The following is a 20,958-nucleotide window of genomic DNA, read 5'->3' as shown; positions in this document are numbered from 1 at the left end:
TGCTAAGATATTATTAGTTGTTGGGTCGAAATTTGTAATTTTCGGCGAACAGGGTACAATAGAGAAATAGAGAACCGAAAGGATGGAGCAGAACCATGTTTTTCAAAAAAATAGGAGTTGTCGGTGGCGGCACAATGGGTCAAGGAATTTCCCAGATGCTTGCAGCCAAAGGACTTGATGTGCTTCTGGTGGAGCACACAACACAAAAGCTGGATCATGCGTACAATATGATCGAGACCAATCTGGATAAACAACTGGAGAAATGGGCGATTACGAAGGCAGAGAAGAAATTGATTCTCTCACGGATTACCAAAGTGGGGCATCTCGCTGAACTGGGCTCTTGTGATATGGTTATCGAGACAATTTCGGAAGACCTGGAAGCGAAAAAGAAAGTCTTTCATCAATTGGATCAGGTTTGTCCAAGCAATGTAATTCTGGCAAGTAACACGTCCACGCTGAGTTTGACCGAGCTTGCAAGCTCGACCAAGTATCCGGAGCGTGTTATTGGTATGCACTTTATTCACCCGGTATCCCGGGTTGATCTTGTAGAGATTATTCGCGGACTGAAAACATCGGATACAACCTTCGAAGAGACACGTCGTTTCGTTGAAGAGGTTGTTGACAAAAAAGGTGTTATGATCTACGAATCGCCTGGTTTCGTTACTTCACGTCTGATCTGCCTGTTAATTAACGAGGCATTGCACGTATTGCAAGAGGGTGTTGCTTCTGCTGAGGACATTGATGATGCAATGCGTATTGGATATAACTTCCAGCATGGGCCTCTTGAGATGGCTGACCGTTTCGGACTCGATTCCGTTGAGGCAGCACTCGAAAGAATGTTCCGTGAGTTCGGAGAACTGAAATATCGTCCTTCTACCGTTTTGAAAAAAATGGTGCGTGCAGGTCATCTGGGCGTGAAAACAGGAGAAGGATTCTTCAAGTACGACAAGGATGGTGACCGACTGTGAAAGTACTCGTAATTAATGCGGGAAGTTCCTCGCTTAAATATCAATTGTATAACATGGAAGATGAATCCGTACTGGCTAAAGGCTTGGTGGAGCGGATCGGGATGGATTCCTCCATTCTGACGCATAAACCGACAGGCCGTGAGGAAGTTACGGAAGTCAGCGAAATTCTTGAACACACTACAGCAATCCGTAAGGTTATAGATATTTTGACAGATAAAGAAAACGGTGTGCTGGATTCCGTTAGTGAAATTCAGGCTGTTGGACATCGTGTTGTACACGGCGGTGAAGCATTTAAGGCATCTGCGCTGGTGGATGATGCTGCAAAAGCTGAAATTCGTCGTCTGTTTGACCTGGCCCCGCTTCATAACCCTGCAGCGATGATGGGTATCCGTGCGGCTGAATTGAATATGCCGGGTGTACCTCAGGTTATGGTGTTTGATACAGCGTTCCACCAAACCATGCCTGAGCATGCTTACTTGTATGCTATCCCTCGTGTACTCTATAAAAAATATAAAGTACGTCGTTATGGTGCACATGGCACATCCCATGACTATGTAAGCAAAGCGGCTGCCGAGTATCTCGGCCGTCCATTAGAAGACTTGAAAATCATCACTTGTCACGTAGGTAATGGTGGTAGTGTGACTGCTGTGAGAGGCGGCGTATCTGTTGATACATCAATGGGTATGACTCCACTCGAAGGTCTTATGATGGGAACACGCAGTGGGGACCTCGACCCGGCGATTGTGCCGTATGTAATGAACAAGGAAGAGCTTAGCGTTAGCGAAGTGAATTCCATGCTGAACAAACACAGCGGACTTCTGGCGATCTCCGGGATCAGCAGTGACATGCGTGAAATTACGGAAGGCATGGAGAAAGGCGAGCCGAACTCTACGCTTGCATTCGAAATGTATGAATACCGTTTGCGCAAATACATCGGTTCTTATGCTGCAGCAATGAACGGTGTTGACGTGATTGTATTTACTGCTGGTGTAGGTGAAAACTCCGTTGTTCTGCGTCAGAAAGTATGTGAGCAATTGACATACCTCGGCGTTGAGCTGGACGAAGCACTCAATGCAATCCGCTCGGGTGAACCACGCCGCATCACAACTGAAAATTCCAAAGTTGACGTTCTCGTTGTACCAACAAACGAAGAATTGGTCATTGCGCGTGATACACACCGAATCGTATTGAATTCCAAGTAAACTAACTGTAAAGTAAATACAGAATGACAAGGAAGTGCAGAGGGCAGGATTACACCTGTCCGCTGCATTTTCAAATTTATGGAACCAAGGGGAGATATGGCATGGATACGAATTGTGTAATTCGTAATGTGAATGAACATGTGGGTGAAACGGTTACGATCGGTGCGTGGATTAACAACAAACGCTCCAGCGGTAAAATTCAGTTTTTGCAGCTGCGTGATGGTACTGGATATATTCAAGGGGTTGTTGTAAAGAGTGAAGTTAGTGAAGACATCTGGAACGATGCCAAAAGTCTGACTCAGGAAAGCTCTGTCTATGTAACGGGAATTATCCGTGAAGAGCCACGTAGTGCTTCTGGATATGAGATGACTGTAACAGGGGTTAAAATCATTCATCTGACGGAAAATTATCCGATTACACCTAAAGAGCACGGTGTTGATTTCTTGATGGACCATCGGCATCTGTGGCTTCGTTCAACGAAACAACGTGCGGTTATGGTTATCCGCGCCGAGATTATTCGTGCTGTTCAGCAGTTTTTTGATGGTAACGGATTCACGCAGGTTGACCCGCCAATTCTGACACCATCCTCCGCGGAAGGAACAACGAACCTGTTCCACATTAAATATTTTGACGAGGATGCTTATCTTACACAAAGCGGACAGCTGTATATGGAGGCTGCAGCGATGGCACTGGGCAAAGTATATTCCTTTGGGCCAACGTTCCGTGCAGAGAAATCCAAAACCCGTCGTCACCTGATTGAGTTCTGGATGATTGAGCCGGAAATGGCGTTTGTCGATCATGAAGAAAGCTTGCGCGTACAAGAGAAGTTCATTGCACATGTTGTTCAGTCTGTGGTGAAAAATTGTCGCGCAGAGCTGGAGTCTATCGGACGTGACGTATCCAAGCTGGAAGGTATTACGGCTCCGTTCCCTCGCATCACGTATGACGAAGCGATTGAATTCCTGAATGGACAAGGCTTCGACATTCCTTGGGGTGAAGACTTCGGTGCACCACATGAAACAGCGATTGCCGAGAAATATAATACACCTGTCTTCATTACGCATTATCCGGCTGGAATCAAAGCATTTTATATGAAACCTGATCCGAATCGTCCTGAAGTTGTTCTCTGTGCTGATATGATTGCGCCGGAGGGCTATGGAGAGATCATTGGCGGTTCGCAACGGATTGATGATCCAGAGTTGATGCAACAGCGTTTTGAAGAGCACAATCTTTCGGATGAAGCGTACCAGTGGTATCTGGATCTGCGTAAATACGGATCGGTTCCTCACTCCGGTTTCGGTCTGGGATTGGAGCGGACGGTAGCGTGGATCTGCGGACTTGACCATGTTCGTGAGACAATCGCATTCCCACGTATGCTCTATCGTCTGTACCCTTAATGTTTAACGGAAAAGAGCACATGGAGGACAGTACCTCCAAAGCGTGGTTAAGCGGGGCGGCTTACGGGATGTCGTCAGGTACTGCTCAATTGCCTTATGCGTTATTGCGTTTCTACCACCAGCTAGGGTTATCCGATTCAGAGGTGCTGCTGTTGATTCAACTGCTCGGATTCCGCCAGGCAGAATTCAATGATTTTCCTACCCTTGAAGAGCTTGCTGTCCGCATGGGACTGGCTCCTGAAGGTATTGCGAGAATGTTGCAGCGTTTGATAAGGGATGGTTATATCACGATTGGCGAGCAGCGGGATGAGGAACGGGATATTCAGTATGAACGATATGACCTGTATGGCTTGTACGCAAAGCTTGCGGTGTGTGCTGCGGACGAGGCCGCGCATGTCCGGTCTGAACAAATGAAGAGCCATGCTTCACATCCTAATTCGAACACTGTTCAAAAAGAAGAGGAAGAGCGGAACATGTTCTCTATTTTTGAAAAGGAATTTGGACGACCTCTGTCACCGATGGAGTGTGAAACGATATCCGGCTGGCTTGATCAGGATCGCTATCAGGAAGAGCTGATTCTATTGGCGTTGAAGGAAGCTGTTTTTGCAGGCAAGGTGCATTTCCGGTACATTGACCGAATTTTGCTGGAGTGGAGCAGGAATCGTGTCAAAAATGTGCAGGATGCCAAAGCATATACGCAGCGTTTTCGTAACGGAGGACGTTAGTTTTATAGAGAAACAGGCCAGATTTATTCTGTGCCTGTTTTTTTGTGTGCAGCACCTCACTTCTGAACGTGCATACAGAAGGATAATAAATTTGATAAAATATGCAGGGGTCTGATGACATGTCGTCGTCTATTGAATTGGAGAGGAGGGGAGAGTTATTGAGGAAGCGCTTATTATTGAACAAATCCGTCAAGGAGATGCATCCCAGATGCGTGTTCTGATTGATAAATACAGTCAGCATGTATATCATGTTGTGTATTCTGTCTTACGTAATGATCAGGATGCCCAGGATGCCGCTCAGGAGGCGTTCATACAGATCTATAAATCTCTCCCCGATTATCGATCCGAAGGTTTCAAAACCTGGATAACCCGGATTGCCTTTCATAAAGCAATTGATGCCAAACGCAAGCTGGGCAGAAGAAGTGCTGAAGACCTAGGTGGAGAAGACCAGATGGTGAATTTACCAGGGCGGGAGGAAGACGTGCTTGCCAGGGTGATACGCAAAGAGCGACAGGATCAACTCCGCGAACGTATAAATCAGCTGCCTGCCCAGCATCGGGATATTATTACAGCATATTATCTGAGCGAGAAAAATTACGAGCAAATTGCTCATGAGGCCGAGGTGGCTGTGAAAACGGTCGAATCCAGACTATATCGGGCTCGGCAGTGGATTCGAAACCATTGGAAGGAGGAAGAGTGGCGTGAGTAAAAAAGAGATGTATACCGTCCAGCAGTGGGTGGACTATATTGAAGGTCGAGTTAGCAGTGATCAGGCCATGCTGATGGAGCAGTTGCTATTGAATGAACCAGATGCGATGGAAGCGTACATTAGAGCATTAGGGATGGAACGGGAGTACCCTGAGTTGCCCGATCCGATTGATTTTACAAATTCTGTGATGAAGACAATTGAACGTTTGCCAACGATGGGCAGCATGCGTCAATCTCGTGGCGGACGTACACCCCGCTGGTTCGAGCACCGGGCATTTCATTACACTGTGGCCGCCTGTCTGACATTGATCTTTCTCTCTTCCGGCTTGTTTGACAAAGTTGCCCCTTATCATAAATTCCAGGAAGGTGAGACTGCTGGTTCGTTCACAGAGAAATGGACCGAGGCAGCTACCTCATGGCTCGATAATTTCAAACCCAAGCCGTGAATGGTCGGGTAAGGCATGATAAAGAAAGGATTGAGGACTGTGCATCCAGATCGTAATAAATTACTTGCATTTTTATTAAATCTGTTCCCCGGATTGGGGTTCCTGTATTGGCGGCGCAAGATTCGGGCTGTGTTCTATCCCTTGTTATTCTTCGGCACGGGCATCGGTTTTTTGATGCTCTCCTGGTTGCTGGGTGAACGAGATTTAATTGTTCTTGGACTGCTGGCTATGCTTTTGGTTTGGGGGATCAGCATGCTTGATATGATCATTGTGCTACTCTCCGCACCTACAGCTAGTGAACGGTATTACTACGGACAAGATCGTAATCTACATTATGGCAGTGCCGCTACCCCGAATGAAGGTCACTTGCATTATCAGAATGCAGACGGGGCGACTCCGGAGTTTGCCGGGTATCCAGGTGACGGTAATGCCCAGTCTCAGCCCATGTACCAAAAAGGTAGTGAAGGGGAGCGATTTTTTACCATATTGCTTTCGTTTGTTCCGGGGCTTGGACATTTGCATCTCGGATTGCTGCACCGGGGATTATCTTTCTTGATGGCGTTTTTCGGTTCCTTTGCAATGATGGTTTTCGTCTCCACAATTACGAATGAGTCTGTGTTTCTGATGTTTTTGCTCATTCTGCCGGTGATCTGGGTATATTGCATGTTCGATGCCGTTCAGCATGTACATCGAAAGCAGGCGGGGGAAGTGCTTCAGGACAGAACCTTGTTTGAAGAACTGGAGACAGGCAGAATTATGGGGCGGCGCAGTAAAGTGCTGGCGACGTTGCTCTCTGCTTTTCCGGGAGCAGGACATATGTATCTCGGTTTGCAAAAAAGAGGACTGCAGCTGATGTTTCTATTCCTGGGCAGCATCTACATTCTCGACCTGCTACGTCTATCTGTGTTCCTGTTCATGATACCGCTGATCTGGTTTTACAGCTTTTTCGACGGTCTTCAATGCTCCAGCCGTTACGGACGTGAGCCGCTCACGGATGAGCCCATCTTCAAGGACTGGGTGCGGCATCAGCGTTTAATCGGCTTGGGTATCGCTGGTCTTGGACTGTATTATCTAACGATTCGGTTGATTATTCCACAGCTGAATGAGCTGTTCCCTGAAATGTTCCTGAATTATGAGATTCGATCCCATTTAAACACGGTCATTGTTTCCTTGCTGCTTATCTTAGGCGGTTTAAAGCTGCTGTTTGGCAAACAGCGGGAGTCTGCAGTGACTTCAGGTCATTCCACCGTGCTTCAGACCAAAGACGATGAACTGGAAAGCCTCTTTGTGTTCAAGGATAAGCAATAATCACCAATAATGTTTCAAAAGATATGAGATTTGAGCAACATGCTTATGAAAACACACCAAGGGCCATGAAACGCCGTTGGTGTGTTTTTGGTGGTGCTATTATTTTGTAATTAGCGATACGGTAACAGTTACAGTGAAGAGCAGGCTATCCGCGCTAATACGCAAAATTCTTACTTTGTTGCACCTTTCAAGAGCAGCTGACGGTACATCACTTCAAACAAAAATTCAAAGGCCTCCAGATGACGCTTGGCTTCAAAAGCATCCTTGCCCCATGCATAGATCCCGTGATTACGCAGTAGAATTCCTGGAACACCGGGGTCCAGCACACCCGGAACAAGCTCGGCAATGGAAGGAATATGTGCAAAGTTAGGCAGTACGGGCACACGTATTTCCGCATTTTCTTCCCAAATGTTAAAGGCTTTGATCAACTCGATGCCCTGAATAGGCACGTGGCCCTTATCACCGAAAAATTCACTGATCAGATTGTTGAATACCGTATGCACATGGAAGACAGCACCGCAGCCAGTCAAACGATAGATTTCACAGTGGATCAGCGTTTCGGCGCTTGGCTTCAGCGTTGTCGTTTCGATCGCTTTACCTTCCTTATCTACAAAAAGAAAATCCTCAGGCGTGCGAAGGGACTTATCCTTGCCTGAAGCAGTAATGGCAAAATAAAATTGCTCAGGGTCAAACTCACCCACCCGCATCGACAGATTGCCGCTTGTACCCGGAAACCAGTTCCGGCTTGCGAATAATGCTTTGACATCCGCCAGCTCTTCGAGCACCTGGCGTTTATGTTCCAGTGTAATCTTTTCAAAACCCATGTTTACAGCACTCCTTGTGATTGCTTCTGCTTCATATCTTCAATGATGTCATAAAAGGTTGTAAAAGGTACGTGATCCACACCAAGCTCCACACATTTATCCGTCAGGATGGAACGGGAGTAGACCAGATCGGCAATTTTAGCCCCTTCGAAGTCGGTCAGACTGTCACCAATCAGAATCCGGTTATATTCATCAGACGGGAACGAACGGATCACGGTTGTTTTGCACATCCCGCAGCCATTCTCACATGGGGGCTGGCAGGGGTGGGGCCATTCAATGCGAATCCTTTCCCCCGAGAAATCTGCACCGTTGCAATACACACGCTCCTGCGGAATATGAAAGGGTGCAAGCAGTGGTTCGATGAAAAAGTCCATGCCGCCACTAGTTACATTGAATTCAATGCCCTCGCTGCGAACATACTCCAGAAATGCCGCGAAGCCTTCACGGATGCCTGCTTGTCCAAGCACAAACTCGACAATCTCGTCTTTTTGCGAGGAGGGCAGGAGAGCAAACATCGCACCCACACCTTCCCGCAGAGAGATGTTTTGTTCAATCGTGTCTTTCATGATTGCTTCAATGCCATCTGGCTTAAAATGCTTCATAATGGCAACGATGTTGTCCGAGAGTGTAATCGTTCCGTCAAAATCACAAAATATCGCTGTTTTCTTACCGCTATTCATCGCTCGCCACCCCATAAATCCAGTGCGCTTTTCAGTTCCGGGTGCTCTGCAGCATGCTCTGCCAGCGGAATGGAACGTCCCGCAGCCTCAATCGCCTGCAAGAAAGCCCGTCCACCTGCTTCGGTTCCCATCGGATGTCCGTGAATTCCGCCGCCAGCATTAACAATGACATCCTTGCCAAAGTCTCTCAGAATCATCGGCACAAGTCCCGGATGAATTCCGGCTGATGGCACAGGCATGCTTGGTCTTACCGGCAGATCTGGTGTCAAAAGTTGTTCCGTAATCGCCATGTTTTCCTCCTTAGGCATCGTAACGGAGCCATAGGGTGAAGGGAAGAGCACAAGATCGGCTCCGGCCAGACGCATTAACTGTCCCAGCACCACGGATGCGGAAATTCCGTAATGCGGTGATGGATACAGTGCGCCTGCAAGTGCAGGGTGAGCCATGATGGGCACGTTGATATCGGGGTCACTGCTTAATTCATGCAGCACATCGTAACCATAGGACAGCACATTAAATAACAGTGCGTTGGCTCCTGCACCGATAGCACGTTCTGCCTGCTGCTTCAGGCGTGAGGTAGGACCGGTCAGATTGGCGGCATAGAGCAGTTTTTTTCCTGTCTCCTGGCGCGCCTGCTCGGCTGCCTTCATGCAGACCTCAACTCTTTTTTCAATCGGAGTAAGCTGGTTCTCAAACAAAATTTCGTCATCCTTGATGAGGTCAACGCCGCCAAGAGCTTGACGGATAAACTGTTCACGCAGTTCATCCGTATTCAGTCCGATCACGGATTTGAAAATACTCATGAGCAGAGGTCGATCATGAACGCCCAGCAGGTCACGTACACCATGAAGGCCAAACTTGGGCCCAGGGAACGCACGTAAGAAACCATCCGAGAAGCCAAGCTGTATCAGCTTGATTCGTCCATCCATCGAGATTTTGCCAAAGACGGTTACGAGCAGAGCAGGGATATCCTGACTAAAGTTAATATCCGGATAGCCAATCGTAATATCCGCATATCGCTCACCTGGAGCCATGCCTTCGGCTTCATACACGTCAACCTTGAGCACTTCGCCCAAGTGCTTCTGCATCGCTTCACGCTGGGCCTGAGGCAGCTCAGTCCAGCTGCCAACGGTCATACCGATGGCGATGGACTGGGCTTTTTTGTGGAAATCGGCATGATCATCATGCAGACGATATGTGGCAGTACACATATTATTCATGTTTTAAATCTCCTTCCAATGCAGCTCCCATCTCACGTGAGCGTTCAGCACAACGTCCCACGGCTGCGATGACATTTTCAAAGAAGTCTCCTTCATCCAGCGTTTTCAGCGCGGCTTGTGTTGCACCTCCCGGCGAGGTAACATCACTGCGCAGCTTCATCGGTTCGAGACCGGTCTGTTGCACCATACGTGCTGCACCAAGCACGGTCTGCACCGTAAGATCGCGAGACTGCTGGCTGGACAAGCCACCACGGATTCCCGCTGCAATCATAGCTTCCATGAGATAGTATACGTAAGCAGGTCCGCTGCCGGAAATACCTGTAAGCACTTCAAGTTTGTCCTCTGGCACAATCGTTACAATACCTACAGCTTCGAAAAGTGTCATGACAGTGCTGCGCTGTTCATCAGTTATCTCTGCGGAGAAGGCAAGTCCGGTTGCACCAAGTCCAATGGTGCTGGAGGTGTTAGGCATCGTTCTGGCTATAGGCTGCTTGCGGCCGAGCAGAGTCTGCATGGTACGAATCGACAGTCCTGCAATAACCGATACGATCAGTTGGTCCGGGGACAACAGAGGCCCTAATTCGCGCAGCGCTGCGGCGGCGTCTTTGGGCTTCATACACAGCACGATTACCGGCGAGGAGGCAAGAATGTCCTGTGATTGCGAAGCTGTGCCGGTGTGTACCGCGTAGCGGGTGCTCAGCTCCTCCTGACGCTTGAGATTGCTGCGATTCAGCATCGTAATATCCTGAGGACGAACGACAAGACGGGAAATGAGTCCACGCACGATTGCCTCGGCCATTGCGCCAGCTCCGTGGAAAGTAATCTTTTGTTGTAGTAATGTCTGCTGCTCTTGGCTCATAATTATCGTTCCTCCTATATAACTGGTATTCCAATATTATTGACGAATCTGACCGTTACCTGTGATCCGGTATTTGCTGGAGGTTAGGGCAGGCAATCCCATTGGACCCCGTGCGTGCAGCTTCTGCGTACTAATTCCGATCTCTGCCCCATATCCGAATTCGAAGCCGTCTGTGAAACGAGTGGATGCATTATGATATACAGCGGCCGCATCCACATCATGCATAAAGCGTTCTGCATGGGCGGTATCCTTAGTTACAATACATTCCGAATGTTTGGTTCCATATTGTGTAATATGCTGCATCGCTTCTTCCAGGTTGTTCACTACGCGGATGTTTAGAATATAATCGTTATACTCTGTTGCGTAGTCCTCCTCCGTTGCTTCCTGTACCGTCGGCACAAGGCGGCGAACCGTTTCGCAACCCTTCAGAACAACATTCGCTTCACGGAAACGTTCTGCCAGTGCAGGCAGATGCTTTTCGGCATAATTGGCATGCAGCAGCAGCGTTTCCATCGAGTTGCATACAGATGGTCGTTGTGCCTTGGCATTGATTGCAATGTCTGTTGCCATCGTTTCATCTGCGGATTCATCGACATACGTATGGCAGATGCCAGCGCCTGTTTCGATCACAGGTACGGTTGCATTAGCCACGACTGTGCGAATGAGCGAAGCTCCTCCGCGTGGAATGATAACATCCAGCAGGCCGTTCAGCTTGAGCATCTCATCAACGGAAGCACGATCGGCGTCTTCGACGAGCTGCAGCGCTTCAGCCGGCATCTCGGTTGTTGCAAGCGCCTGATGCAGCACCTCAACGATTTTGCGATTGGAGGACAGGGCAGAGGAGCCGCCACGCAGCAGCACTGCGTTACCTGTTTTGAGGCACAACCCTGCGGCATCCACGGTCACATTAGGACGTGCTTCATAGATAATGCCGATCAAGCCGATAGGAACCCGCAACTTCTCGATGTGCAGACCGTTTGGACGGGTAAAGGTTTCAAGCACCTCACCGACCGGATCGGGTAGCTCTGCGATCTGACGCAGACCTTCGGCTATACCCGCAATACGTTCCTTGTTAAGTGCCAAACGATCCAGCATGGACTCAGGTGTACCTTGCTCTCGGCCGCGATCCAGATCTTCCACATTGGCGGTAATGATCTCTTCGGATTGTGCAATCAAGGCGTCAGCCATGATGTGCAGTGCAGTATTCTTTTGCTCAGTCGTCAAGCGATTCAGCCGGGAAACGGCAGATTTGGCCTTGCTTGCTTTTTCACGAACTTCACTCATCGTTCATTCCTCCTCAGGCGTCTTATTTTAATGTAATCCATTCATCGCGATGAATAACTTCAAGTCGGTGTATGCTGTTCAGGTGTTTCATTACCTCGCCACTAGCCATTCCCGCAATCTGACGGAGCTGATCATCATCGTAATTGACGATCCCCCGTCCCAGAAGTGAATCATCTGGTCCAAGCACTTCCACGACATCACCTGCATGGAATGTCCCCAGAACACGCTTGACCCCTACAGGAAGCAGACTGTGCCCGCCATGTACGAGCGCTTCCTCGGCACCATGATCGACCACGACTGTACCAAGCGGTGTAGACATAAAGCCGAGCCACTGCTTTTTACGGGAGAGTGAAGCCAGCTTTGTCTCAAAATAGGTCCCTTTACCCGTTCCATCTACAGCAAGCTGCATATCACCTGGCTCTTTGACACTGCCTACAAAAACAGGTACACCGCCGCGTGTAGCAACCTTGGCCGCATCAACTTTGGACCGCATGCCGCCCGTTCCCACGGTAGTTCCCGAGCCGCCAGCGTAGGCGTAAATCTCGGCTGTAATCTCGGGGATGCGGTCATACCGAGTTGCAGCCGGATCTTTGCGCGGATCAGCGGTATACAGGCCGTTGGTATCCGTCACAATGATAAGATGCTGAGCCTTGACCAGATTGGCAACTAACGCAGACAAGAGATCATTATCCCCGAATTTCAACTCGTCAATAGATACCGTATCATTTTCGTTGAAAATAGGAATGACACCCTGCTTGATCAGCTCCTCTACAGTCATCCCTGCATTTCCCATACGTTTACGGCTGTGAAAGTCGGTACGGGTCAGTAAAATTTGCGCTGTAGTAACGCGGTGCGCTGCAAAAGCCTGTTGATATGCCTGCATCAGCAAAGCCTGCCCGACAGCCGCCGCCGCTTGTTTTTCATGCAACAGTTTGGGACGCTGAGGATATCCAATCTCCCGAAATCCGGCAGCAACTGCTCCAGAGGTGACTAGCAAAACTTCGTGGCCCTGTGCTGCAAGAGCGGCAATTTCGTCTGCAAAAAAAGATATCGCCTGGCGATCCAGACCGCCCTCCTCGGTAGTTAATGAGCTGCTCCCGATTTTAACGACAATACGTGAAGTCATGGTTTCACTTCCTTAAACATAATTAATCAGTGATTGTGAGCAGCCAGTTCAGGTACAAAAAAAACTCTCGTCCTTTGGTTAAAAAGGACGAAAGTTCGTTACTTCCGCGGTACCACCTTTATTGATGATCAGATCATCCGGCTTCATGCCCTGTAACAGAAGGCACTGTCCTGTGTACAACAGGCCGCTCAGGGGTAGGTTTCGGAGAGAAGCTACGGTAAATTCTCTCAACCGAATGGAATTTACTCTCTGTACGCAGCTGGTTCACTCTTACTGGTCCCGTCATCACGTTTCGTTCTAACGATTTCTTATAACATACCATGGAAAGTTGGCATATGCAAAGGGATTGTGCCCATGCACTTATGCAAAATGAACGATACGTTTACTTGAAGAGCTGCAGCCTGCCAATTCGCTCTGCTGCCTCCTGCAATCGTTGTTCATCACTCAGAAGACCGATGCGGACATACCCTTCCCCATGGGAACCAAAGCCGATTCCTGGCGCAACGGCTACTTTAGCCTCTCTCAGCAGGAGGTTTGCAAAGTCGGCAGAGCTGTAGCCGCCAGGTACAGGCAGCCAGCCGAAAAAAGAACCTTTCGGTTTTGGAGCTTGCCAGCCAATGGAGGAGAGAGCTTCATAAAACGCATCACGCCGGGATGCATACTTGGCTACAAGCGAGGTGACACAATCCTGCGGACCCGTGAGTGCTGTGGCAGCTGCAGCCTGAATGCCGCCAAACAGGCTAACGTAAATGTGATCCTGTAGCAGATTGATTTTGGAAATAATCTCTGCATTGCCCAGTGCAAAGCCGACACGCCATCCAGCCATATTGTACGTTTTGGATAACGTATAAAACTCGATGCCCACTTCTTTTGCGCCAGGAGCTTGCAAGAAGCTGACGGGGCGATGCCCATCGTATCCGATTGCGCCATATGCAAAATCACTAGCCACAACAATCTGATGTTTTATGGCAAATTCAACGGTGTCCTCATAGAACGATAACGGAGCCGTAGCGGAGGTAGGGTTGTTGGGATAATTCAGAAACATCAGCTTAGCCCGCTGGCGGTCATCCGCAGAGATTGCCTCGTAATCCGGCAAAAATGCGTTACCTTCCAATAAAGGCATAAAGCTCATACGTGCCTGCGCGATTGCAACGCCCGACCAGTAATCCGGGTACCCCGGATCCGGAACAAGGCATACGTCACCCGGATTTAATAAGATTTGGGGTAACTGAACGAGTCCGGTTTTGCCGCCAAAAAGAATAGCAACTTCGGTTTCGGGATCAAGCTCGACATTGTAGTCCTCCTTATAACGTTTGGCGACAGCTTCCTTGAGGAAGGCATATCCACGAAATGGGGAGTACTTGTGATAAAGCGGGTTCTCCGCAGATGCTTGCAGCGATGTAACAATATGTGGCGGTGTAGGCGTGTCAGGGTTGCCTTGGCCCAGATTGATTACATCATGACCATCTGCAATCTCGCGATTTACATTTTGCACAAGTGTTGCAAAAAATTGCGTAGGTAGCTGTGACAGCATATCGGCAGATGGAATAGGAAAAGCAGAACGTGAAGAGGTGTAGTCAGCATTATTCATTGTATTTATCACTCCGAAGGTTCATTATATAGCCAAACGTTTTTATTAATTTATCACGTCAATCCCGAGCTGTATAGGGGGATAAGGGAGTAAGGCTTGAGCAAAGTCCAGAGTGGAGAACTCTTGCGGCTGTAGAGCAAGGCCATGTCTATCCATTAAACGATTTGGTCTGGAATTCAAGTGTTGCCGATTGGTCTGGAATTCAAGTGTTGCCGAGACGCGTGAAAAACTGATGGAAAAAACACCTGATTGGTTTGCTGGTATTTGCAGTAGGACAGTTGCAGATTTTGCCAGGATCAGGCTATGATATCAAGTATTAAGTTTTGGAGGAGTGTTGGGGTATGACGGAACAACAAGGTGAATTGCGGGTGGCATTGATTCAAGGGGATATTAAGCTGGGAGACCCGGAAGCTAACCATGCTCATATGCAAATGCTGCTGGAACGTGCAGTAGAGCAATATCCGGATTTGAAGCTGGCCGTGCTTCCAGAAATGTGGAACACAGGTTATGCTTTGCCGCAAATTCATGAGCTGGCTGACCCGGAGGGGCAAACGTCAAGAGCATGGCTGTCTGCTTTTGCCAAGAAGCATGAGCTTTCGATTGTGGGCGGCTCTATTGCCGAAAAGCGTGAGGCACAAATCTACAATACGATGTATGTCTATAATGAAGCAGGGGAAGAAGTATCCCGTTACGATAAACTTCACTTGTTCCGTTTGATGGATGAGGAAAAATATTTGGAACCGGGAGCCCTGCCTGAAATGTTTGAGTTGAGCAATGGTCTGACCGCAGGGGCGTCGATCTGTTATGATATACGATTTCCCGAATTGGCCCGGACGCTTGCTTTGAGCGGTGCACGTGCTTTAATTGTGCCGGCGGAATGGCCGCATCCGCGTATGCACCACTGGCGCACACTACTGACGGCGCGAGCGATTGAGAATCAGATGTATGTTATTGCATGTAATCGTGTGGGAAAAGGGGGAGACACGGAATTTTTTGGTCACTCTCTGATCATTGACCCATGGGGTGAGATTGTAGCTGAAGGCGGCGAAGGGGAAGAGATTGTAACGGGCATGATTCGTCCTGCTTTGGTTGATGAAGTCCGTGGACGCATTCCAGTGTTTGAGGATCGCAGACCCAGTATTTATTTTGGCGGGAAGTAGTCGGAAAAGCTTGGAAAGGGTGCTCTGGCGGCAAGCTGGCTGAAGGCAGTATCGGCTTCAGACCAGCTTCTTGCTCCAACCAGATGTTTTCAACAGATGATGGCGATGTATTCTTGCAACGAGCAGGTTAACCATAAACTGTAAACGGTCTGGGCAGCCAGCACCTCAACCTGGCAAGCTATCGGATTTAGAAAGCGCTGCGACCGTTTGCTGAAAGGTTTGAATGAAGGCCTCGGCTGCTTTGGACAGCACTCGACCTTGACGGTAAGCGACAACAAGAGTACGGCTCGGTGTCGGATCGGCAAGTGGTACGTACACGGGCACGAATTCACTGCGCGGAGCACGGGCGATAAAGCGGGGAACCAGAGTGATGCCCATGCCTGTTGCCACCAGCGATTGCAGCGTTTCAATGTTAGTGCTCTCAAACACAACCTGTGGATCAAAGCCGGCCTGTTCGCACAGATCAAATGTCAGCTTGCGAAAGCCCTGCCCCTTTTTTAATACGACGAAGGGCTCTTCCTGAAGCTCATCAATTCGCACAGGCTGTGGATGCTCAGGGTCTCCGCGATGCGCCAAGCGATGATTCGGTGGTACGGCCAGATCAATGCGTTCCTCACCAATCGTAACATAAGACAAGCTTGGCTCCTGCAAAGGCAAGGAAAGCAGACTGAGGTCAGCCTTGCCGCTGGCCGTCAGCTTTTCGAGTGCAACACCGGAATCCTCTAGCAAAGTGACCTCTATATCAGGATACGCCATCTGAAAAGCAGGGAGTACATGCGGAAGCAGATGAGAGCCGGTGATTGGCATGCTGCCAACAACAACCTTTCCTTTGCGAAGCTGTGAAATATCGGACATTTCCTGACGCAGCAGCTCCACGGCATCGACAATTTTCTGAGCCTGCTCTACAAATGTGACTCCCGCATGAGTCAACTCAACTGTACTGGTATTCCTTTGAAAAAGCAGAACTCCGAGCTCCTTCTCTAGCTTGGATAGCTGCTGGCTCAAGGAAGGCTGCGCAATATGTAATTTCTCCGCCGCTCTTGAAAAGTTTCGTTCAGCTGCAATTTGCAGTGTATATTGAAGTTGTCTGAATTCCATAATCTGATGTCATTCCTTTCATTGATGTGGCTATTATATCATTAAAAGGCTGAAAATTCGTCATGACTAAGACGCCAAAATTCGTTGGACTCCAGATCAAACGCTCGTGATCACGAGCACAACTGCATTTGCTCTGGATGAGGCCTGCATTGGTTAAGGCCGGCACAGAGCTGAGTATTTATGGAGCCGCCAAATAAAAGATTACACACTAAAGCATTGACAGAAGCAGAACAGCAACGTAGTATAGGGATTACATGATAATGATAATTGTTATCAATTAAAACTGCTGTTATGAACAGCGGTTTCTTTCCATTTTCCCCATTATAGGTTTAACCTATAACATCTATAGATATTATATCTTGGAACAATGAAGGACAGGATGATATATTAATGTCATTCAAGAGCTTCACTTTTTACACGCAAACGCAAGAGGCTCTTCCAAGGACCGAACTTATGATGAGGTGAAAATGATGAGTAAAAAAACGATGTTTGAGAAAATCTGGGAAAATCACGTGATTCATCAGGAAGAAGGAAAACCGAGTATTCTGTATATCGACCTGCATCTGGTGCATGAAGTAACATCTCCACAAGCATTTGAAGGTCTTCGCTTGAGCGGCCGCAAAGTTCGCCGTCCGGAGCTGACATTTGCAACGATGGACCACAACGTGCCAACGAAGGATCGCTTCAACATTACGGACCCGATCTCCAAACAGCAGATTGACACTCTGTCGCAGAACTGCCGCGACTTCGGTGTGAAGCTGTACGATCTGGACACGATCGACCAAGGTGTTGTACACGTTATGGGACCTGAGCTGGGCCTGACTCATCCGGGTAAAACGATTGTATGCGGAGACAGCCACACATCCACTCATGGTGCATTTGGTGCACTTGCATTTGGTATCGGAACAAGTGAAGTGGAGCACGTTATGGCAACCCAATGTTTGCAGCAAGCGAAAGCAAAAACGATGGAAGTCCGTTTTGTCGGCAAACGTAATCCGGGTGTAACGGCAAAAGACATGATCCTCGCGGTTATTGCCAAATATGGCACTGACTTTGCAACAGGTTATGTTATTGAATACACAGGTGAGTCGATCCGTGAGCTGAGCATGGAAGAGCGCATGACGGTATGCAACATGTCCATTGAGGGCGGAGCAAGAGCGGGCATGATCGCACCGGACGAAACAACATTTGAATATCTGCGTGGTCGTGAATATGTACCAGCAGGTGAGAAGTTCGACGAAGCAGTTGCGGCTTGGAAAGAGCTTGTAACAGATGAGGGTGCAGAGTTTGACCGCGTCGTTGAAATTGATGTGGAGTCTCTGATCCCGCAAGTTACTTGGGGCACTAGCCCTGGAATGGGAACAGATATCTCTTCCAAAGTACCTGTACCGTCAGAGCTGCCGACTGAAAATGAACGTAAAGCCGCTGAAAAAGCGCTTGAATATATGGGTCTTGCCCCTGGAACACCAATCTCTGAAATTCCGGTAGATTATGTATTTATCGGTTCATGCACAAACGGACGGATTGAGGATCTGCGTGCAGCAGCGAAGGTTGCTCAAGGACACACCGTCTCCAGCAACGTAACTGCTATTGTTGTGCCAGGTTCAGGACGCGTTAAGATTCAGGCGGAGAAAGAAGGTTTGGACAAAATCTTCACGGAAGCCGGTTTTGAATGGCGTGATGCAGGATGCAGTATGTGTCTTGCGATGAACCCGGACGTACTGCAGCCAGGACAACGCTGTGCATCAACATCGAACCGTAACTTCGAAGGACGTCAAGGCCGCGGAGGTCGTACACATCTGGTATCACCAGCGATGGCAGCAGCGGCAGCGGTTAAAGGACATTTTGTAGATGTACGTGACTGGAATTTCAAAACAGAAGCAGCGATCTAAGCGATAACTGTCAGAAGGGAGAATGGAATATATGGAAGCATTCAAAACACTGCAAGGCATCGTTGCTCCGGTAGACCGGGTCAATGTAGATACAGACGCAATTATTCCGAAACAATTTTTGAAACGGATTGAACGTACCGGATTTGGACAATTTTTGTTCTATGAATGGCGTTTTGACGAAGAGGGCAATAACAACCCGTCCTTCGAGATGAACAAACCTCGTTATCAGGGAGCATCTGTTTTGATTTCTCGTGCCAACTTTGGCTGCGGCTCCTCACGTGAGCATGCACCATGGGCGATCATGGACTATGGATTCCGTTGTGTGATTGCACCATCTTTTGCGGATATCTTCTATAACAACTGTTTTAAAAACGGCATCCTGCCAATCAAGCTCTCTGAAGAGCAAGTAGAGGACTTGTTCCAGCGTACAGCCAACCATGAGAACTATGAGCTGAATGTTAGTCTGGAAAACAAAACGATTACGGATGCACACGGTTTGCATATTGATTTTGATCTGGATGAGCACCGCCGCCAGTTCCTGTTGCAAGGACTGGATGATATCGGTCTGACACTTCAGCATGATGATGCCATTACAGCTTATGAACAACGCCATGCAGCCAAATTGTTTGGGTAAACGAACGCTGTTATCGAAAGCTTGAGCCATGGATCTGATTTATAAAATCAACTGACTGAAGCTTGATGAACTCGGTTTATAGCTTTATTTATAGCAATTCGCCTCTAAGCGCTCTGAAAACTTGTTGTTTTCAGGCAGTGCTTAGAGGCTTTTGTGATTTATGGGGAGTATCATTAGAGGTTATAAGTGGTGAATGATTTCTTGCATAGCGACAATCCTTCACATCCGTTTTCCGACTAAATATGACAACGTTGTAACCGGATCATTAGACAATATCTGATAGACTGAATAGTAGATTATGGAAGGGTACATATCGCTTTACAAGATTTATCCCAAGCAGCAGGTGGAATGTTTATAACCTAATAAGAATGGTGGATGACGTATGAAGAAATGGTCGGCAGCAGTCTTTTTTGTCCTGTTCCTTTGTCTTTTCCCGATGATGGCTCATGCAGATCGTGTGCCTTCCATTGTGCTGGATGGGGTCGCAATTGATCAGAAGGTGGGAGCTCCAGCAGAGAATATTGGTAAAACCGTTATGGTGCCGATCCGGATTGTGTCCGAAAATCTGGGTTACGACGTCAAGTGGGAGCAGGCAACGCAGACGGTGCACGTTCAGAAAGGAAGCAGCTTCATTGCAATGACTGCGGGCAAAGATGCTGCAACGGTTAACGGGAACGTAGTTAACCTGGATGCACCGCCACTGATTAAACAAGGGACAACACTTGTTCCACTGCGCTTTGTCGGTGAGGGCATGGGTCTTCAGGTGGGCTGGGACAATAGAACTAAAACGGTTAGCCTGCTCAGCATACCGCCTGTTGTAGAGCCAGAGAGTGACAGTGACCCGGTAGATCCGTCTGCTCCGGTTGGGTTAAGTGAGCTGCAAAGTATAAGTTACAGCGGTGATCGCCTGATCATAGCGACAAGCGGAAGCATTAGTCCTAAAGTATCGAGTATAAGCGGGCCTGAACGGGTTATAGTGGACCTGCCGAATACAACCTTCGCACAAACGTTTGTGCAGGGACAAGCCTCCAGTCCTGACGGAAGCGGACAGATCAATATTCTTGATTCTGCTCTGGTTTCCAAAGTAAGGTTTGCCATGTTCAGCAGTTCTCCCTCAACGGTACGTATCGTTCTGGATTTAAACCAAAGTGCTGTTGCAAATTGGTCACTTGGAGAGAATAACGTGCTTCTCGTTGACCTTATGGCAGGGAGTGAAGCCTCTGAAGGCGTGCCTTCCTTGCCGGAGAAAAGCGGTAAAGCCGTAGTTGTCATTGACCCGGGACATGGGGGACGCCAATCAGGGGCGATCAGTGTAACAGGAGCATATGAGAAGGATTTTAATCTTGCTGTCGGACTTAAAGTGAAGGCTCTTCTGGAGCAAAATCCGAATATTCAGACCGTAATTACACGTCAGGATGACACCGAGCTTTCGCTTCAGCAACGTGTCGATATAGCGAAGCTGAATCAAGCGGATCTATTTGTATCTATTCATGGAAACAAATTTACGACGCCTGTTCCTAACGGAATTGAGGCGCTGTATACACGCGAGGCGAGCAGAACCCTTGCCGAGACACTTCACAAGCACGTATTGCCTGTTACAGGACTCAAGGACCGTGGCGTAAAAGTAGCAAGTCTACATGTAACCAGAGAAACAACGATGCCAGCCGTCCTGCTTGAACTGGGTTTTCTCAGTAACCCGTCTGACGAAGCTGTAATGTTATCAGAGTCATATCAGAATCAATGTGCTCAAGCCATCGTAGATGGAATTATAGAATATTTGAGTATGACGAACAGAGTTTCGTAATTATGCAGGTTAGACCAACACGTTGTTTCAAG

19 protein-coding genes are annotated in these 20,958 nt (G+C 48.3%); 11 read left to right on the top strand and 8 right to left on the bottom strand.

Annotated features, from left to right (window positions below; genetic code table 11):
- Positions 1-95 precede the first annotated feature (95 nt).
- The 7 genes from DFQ00_RS03525 to DFQ00_RS03495 all read left to right on the top strand — a co-directional run bounded on the left by DFQ00_RS03525 (position 96) and on the right by DFQ00_RS03495 (position 6,754).
- Entirely contained in the window at positions 96-968 is an 873-nt protein-coding gene (locus DFQ00_RS03525; RefSeq protein WP_110894239.1) for a 3-hydroxyacyl-CoA dehydrogenase family protein, read from the top strand.
- Positions 965-2,170, top strand: a complete 1,206-nt coding sequence (locus DFQ00_RS03520; RefSeq protein ID WP_110894237.1) for an acetate/propionate family kinase — start codon at positions 965-967, stop codon at positions 2,168-2,170. The genes DFQ00_RS03525 and DFQ00_RS03520 overlap by 4 nt, the downstream gene beginning before the upstream one ends.
- A 101-nt stretch (positions 2,171-2,271) precedes the next feature.
- The gene (gene asnS / locus DFQ00_RS03515; RefSeq protein ID WP_090917136.1) at positions 2,272-3,567 is read left to right on the top strand and encodes an asparagine--tRNA ligase; all 1,296 of its coding nucleotides are present in this window, start codon (positions 2,272-2,274) and stop codon (positions 3,565-3,567) included.
- Complete coding sequence (locus DFQ00_RS03510) at positions 3,567-4,292, top strand: DnaD domain-containing protein (protein ID WP_244213683.1); 726 nt, start codon at positions 3,567-3,569, stop codon at positions 4,290-4,292. The genes asnS and DFQ00_RS03510 overlap by 1 nt, the downstream gene beginning before the upstream one ends.
- A 208-nt stretch (positions 4,293-4,500) precedes the next feature.
- On the top strand, positions 4,501-5,001 hold the full coding sequence (locus tag DFQ00_RS03505; protein WP_174812105.1) for an RNA polymerase sigma factor: 501 nt from the start codon (positions 4,501-4,503) through the stop codon (positions 4,999-5,001).
- Entirely contained in the window at positions 4,994-5,446 is a 453-nt protein-coding gene (locus DFQ00_RS03500; protein WP_110894232.1) for a hypothetical protein, read from the top strand. Before DFQ00_RS03505 ends, DFQ00_RS03500 begins: the two co-directional genes overlap by 8 nt.
- A 15-nt stretch (positions 5,447-5,461) precedes the next feature.
- Positions 5,462-6,754, top strand: a complete 1,293-nt coding sequence (locus DFQ00_RS03495; RefSeq protein ID WP_110894230.1) for a multi-tm2 domain protein — start codon at positions 5,462-5,464, stop codon at positions 6,752-6,754.
- Between the two features lie 170 nt (positions 6,755-6,924).
- On the opposite strand, the gene DFQ00_RS03490 is transcribed toward DFQ00_RS03495, so the two are convergent.
- The 7 genes from DFQ00_RS03490 to DFQ00_RS03460 all read right to left on the bottom strand — a co-directional run bounded on the left by DFQ00_RS03490 (position 6,925) and on the right by DFQ00_RS03460 (position 14,338).
- Positions 6,925-7,578: a methylthioribulose 1-phosphate dehydratase gene (locus DFQ00_RS03490; protein WP_110894227.1), complete on the bottom strand. Its 654-nt coding sequence runs from the start codon at positions 7,576-7,578 to the stop codon at positions 6,925-6,927.
- Between the two features lie 2 nt (positions 7,579-7,580).
- Positions 7,581-8,258 carry a 2-hydroxy-3-keto-5-methylthiopentenyl-1-phosphate phosphatase gene (locus tag DFQ00_RS03485; RefSeq protein WP_110894225.1) on the bottom strand — a complete coding sequence of 226 codons (678 nt, stop codon included), beginning with the start codon at positions 8,256-8,258 and terminating at the stop codon, positions 7,581-7,583.
- On the bottom strand, positions 8,255-9,478 hold the full coding sequence (locus DFQ00_RS03480; protein ID WP_174812104.1) for a 2,3-diketo-5-methylthiopentyl-1-phosphate enolase: 1,224 nt from the start codon (positions 9,476-9,478) through the stop codon (positions 8,255-8,257). Before DFQ00_RS03480 ends, DFQ00_RS03485 begins: the two co-directional genes overlap by 4 nt.
- Positions 9,471-10,337, bottom strand: a complete 867-nt coding sequence (gene proC / locus DFQ00_RS03475) for a pyrroline-5-carboxylate reductase (RefSeq protein ID WP_174812103.1) — start codon at positions 10,335-10,337, stop codon at positions 9,471-9,473. Before proC ends, DFQ00_RS03480 begins: the two co-directional genes overlap by 8 nt.
- A gap of 36 nt (positions 10,338-10,373) precedes the next feature.
- A complete protein-coding gene (locus DFQ00_RS03470; RefSeq protein ID WP_110894221.1) occupies positions 10,374-11,621 on the bottom strand; it encodes a glutamate-5-semialdehyde dehydrogenase in 1,248 nt (415 codons plus the stop codon).
- Between the two features lie 22 nt (positions 11,622-11,643).
- On the bottom strand, positions 11,644-12,747 hold the full coding sequence (gene proB / locus DFQ00_RS03465) for a glutamate 5-kinase (RefSeq protein ID WP_110894219.1): 1,104 nt from the start codon (positions 12,745-12,747) through the stop codon (positions 11,644-11,646).
- 382 nt (positions 12,748-13,129) lie between these two features.
- Complete coding sequence (locus DFQ00_RS03460; protein ID WP_110894217.1) at positions 13,130-14,338, bottom strand: pyridoxal phosphate-dependent aminotransferase; 1,209 nt, start codon at positions 14,336-14,338, stop codon at positions 13,130-13,132.
- A 341-nt stretch (positions 14,339-14,679) separates the two neighbouring features.
- On the opposite strand from DFQ00_RS03460, the gene DFQ00_RS03455 reads away from it, so the two are divergent.
- Entirely contained in the window at positions 14,680-15,498 is an 819-nt protein-coding gene (locus DFQ00_RS03455) for a carbon-nitrogen family hydrolase (RefSeq protein ID WP_110894215.1), read from the top strand.
- Positions 15,499-15,663: 165 nt separating this feature from the next.
- On the opposite strand, the gene DFQ00_RS03450 is transcribed toward DFQ00_RS03455, so the two are convergent.
- Complete coding sequence (locus DFQ00_RS03450) at positions 15,664-16,596, bottom strand: LysR family transcriptional regulator (RefSeq protein ID WP_110894213.1); 933 nt, start codon at positions 16,594-16,596, stop codon at positions 15,664-15,666.
- Between the two features lie 470 nt (positions 16,597-17,066).
- Here DFQ00_RS03450 and leuC point away from each other — a divergent pair, with 470 nt between their 5' ends.
- The 3 genes from leuC (at position 17,067) to DFQ00_RS03435 (ending at position 20,926) form a co-directional block, all read left to right on the top strand.
- Complete coding sequence (gene leuC, locus DFQ00_RS03445) at positions 17,067-18,488, top strand: 3-isopropylmalate dehydratase large subunit (RefSeq protein WP_110894211.1); 1,422 nt, start codon at positions 17,067-17,069, stop codon at positions 18,486-18,488.
- Between the two features lie 31 nt (positions 18,489-18,519).
- Entirely contained in the window at positions 18,520-19,122 is a 603-nt protein-coding gene (gene leuD, locus DFQ00_RS03440; protein ID WP_110894209.1) for a 3-isopropylmalate dehydratase small subunit, read from the top strand.
- A 382-nt stretch (positions 19,123-19,504) separates the two neighbouring features.
- Positions 19,505-20,926, top strand: coding sequence for an N-acetylmuramoyl-L-alanine amidase family protein (locus DFQ00_RS03435; RefSeq protein ID WP_110894207.1), 1,422 nt, complete (start codon positions 19,505-19,507; stop codon positions 20,924-20,926).
- Positions 20,927-20,958: the final 32 nt, after the last annotated feature.

The sequence above is a fragment of the Paenibacillus barcinonensis genome, assembly GCF_003217495.1.
GTDB lineage: Bacteria > Bacillota > Bacilli > Paenibacillales > Paenibacillaceae > Paenibacillus > Paenibacillus barcinonensis.
This window is presented reverse-complemented; position numbering and strand designations above follow the sequence as displayed.

Bases quoted from the DNA above. Each gene is read 5' to 3' on its own strand.
- DFQ00_RS03525 (WP_110894239.1), top strand. From the start codon at position 96: ATGTTTTTCAAAAAAATAGGAGTTGTCGGTGGCGGCACAATGGGTCAA.
- asnS (WP_090917136.1), top strand. From the start codon at position 2,272: ATGGATACGAATTGTGTAATTCGTAATGTGAATGAACATGTGGGTGAA.
- DFQ00_RS03510 (WP_244213683.1), top strand. From the start codon at position 3,567: ATGTTTAACGGAAAAGAGCACATGGAGGACAGTACCTCCAAAGCGTGG.
- DFQ00_RS03505 (WP_174812105.1), top strand. From the start codon at position 4,501: ATGCGTGTTCTGATTGATAAATACAGTCAGCATGTATATCATGTTGTG.
- DFQ00_RS03495 (WP_110894230.1), top strand. From the start codon at position 5,462: ATGATAAAGAAAGGATTGAGGACTGTGCATCCAGATCGTAATAAATTA.
- DFQ00_RS03490 (WP_110894227.1), bottom strand. From the start codon at position 7,578: ATGGGTTTTGAAAAGATTACACTGGAACATAAACGCCAGGTGCTCGAA.
- DFQ00_RS03485 (WP_110894225.1), bottom strand. From the start codon at position 8,258: ATGAATAGCGGTAAGAAAACAGCGATATTTTGTGATTTTGACGGAACG.
- DFQ00_RS03480 (WP_174812104.1), bottom strand. From the start codon at position 9,478: ATGAATAATATGTGTACTGCCACATATCGTCTGCATGATGATCATGCC.
- proC (WP_174812103.1), bottom strand. From the start codon at position 10,337: ATGAGCCAAGAGCAGCAGACATTACTACAACAAAAGATTACTTTCCAC.
- DFQ00_RS03470 (WP_110894221.1), bottom strand. From the start codon at position 11,621: ATGAGTGAAGTTCGTGAAAAAGCAAGCAAGGCCAAATCTGCCGTTTCC.
- proB (WP_110894219.1), bottom strand. From the start codon at position 12,747: ATGACTTCACGTATTGTCGTTAAAATCGGGAGCAGCTCATTAACTACC.
- DFQ00_RS03460 (WP_110894217.1), bottom strand. From the start codon at position 14,338: ATGAATAATGCTGACTACACCTCTTCACGTTCTGCTTTTCCTATTCCA.
- DFQ00_RS03455 (WP_110894215.1), top strand. From the start codon at position 14,680: ATGACGGAACAACAAGGTGAATTGCGGGTGGCATTGATTCAAGGGGAT.
- DFQ00_RS03450 (WP_110894213.1), bottom strand. From the start codon at position 16,596: ATGGAATTCAGACAACTTCAATATACACTGCAAATTGCAGCTGAACGA.
- leuC (WP_110894211.1), top strand. From the start codon at position 17,067: ATGAGTAAAAAAACGATGTTTGAGAAAATCTGGGAAAATCACGTGATT.
- leuD (WP_110894209.1), top strand. From the start codon at position 18,520: ATGGAAGCATTCAAAACACTGCAAGGCATCGTTGCTCCGGTAGACCGG.
- DFQ00_RS03435 (WP_110894207.1), top strand. From the start codon at position 19,505: ATGAAGAAATGGTCGGCAGCAGTCTTTTTTGTCCTGTTCCTTTGTCTT.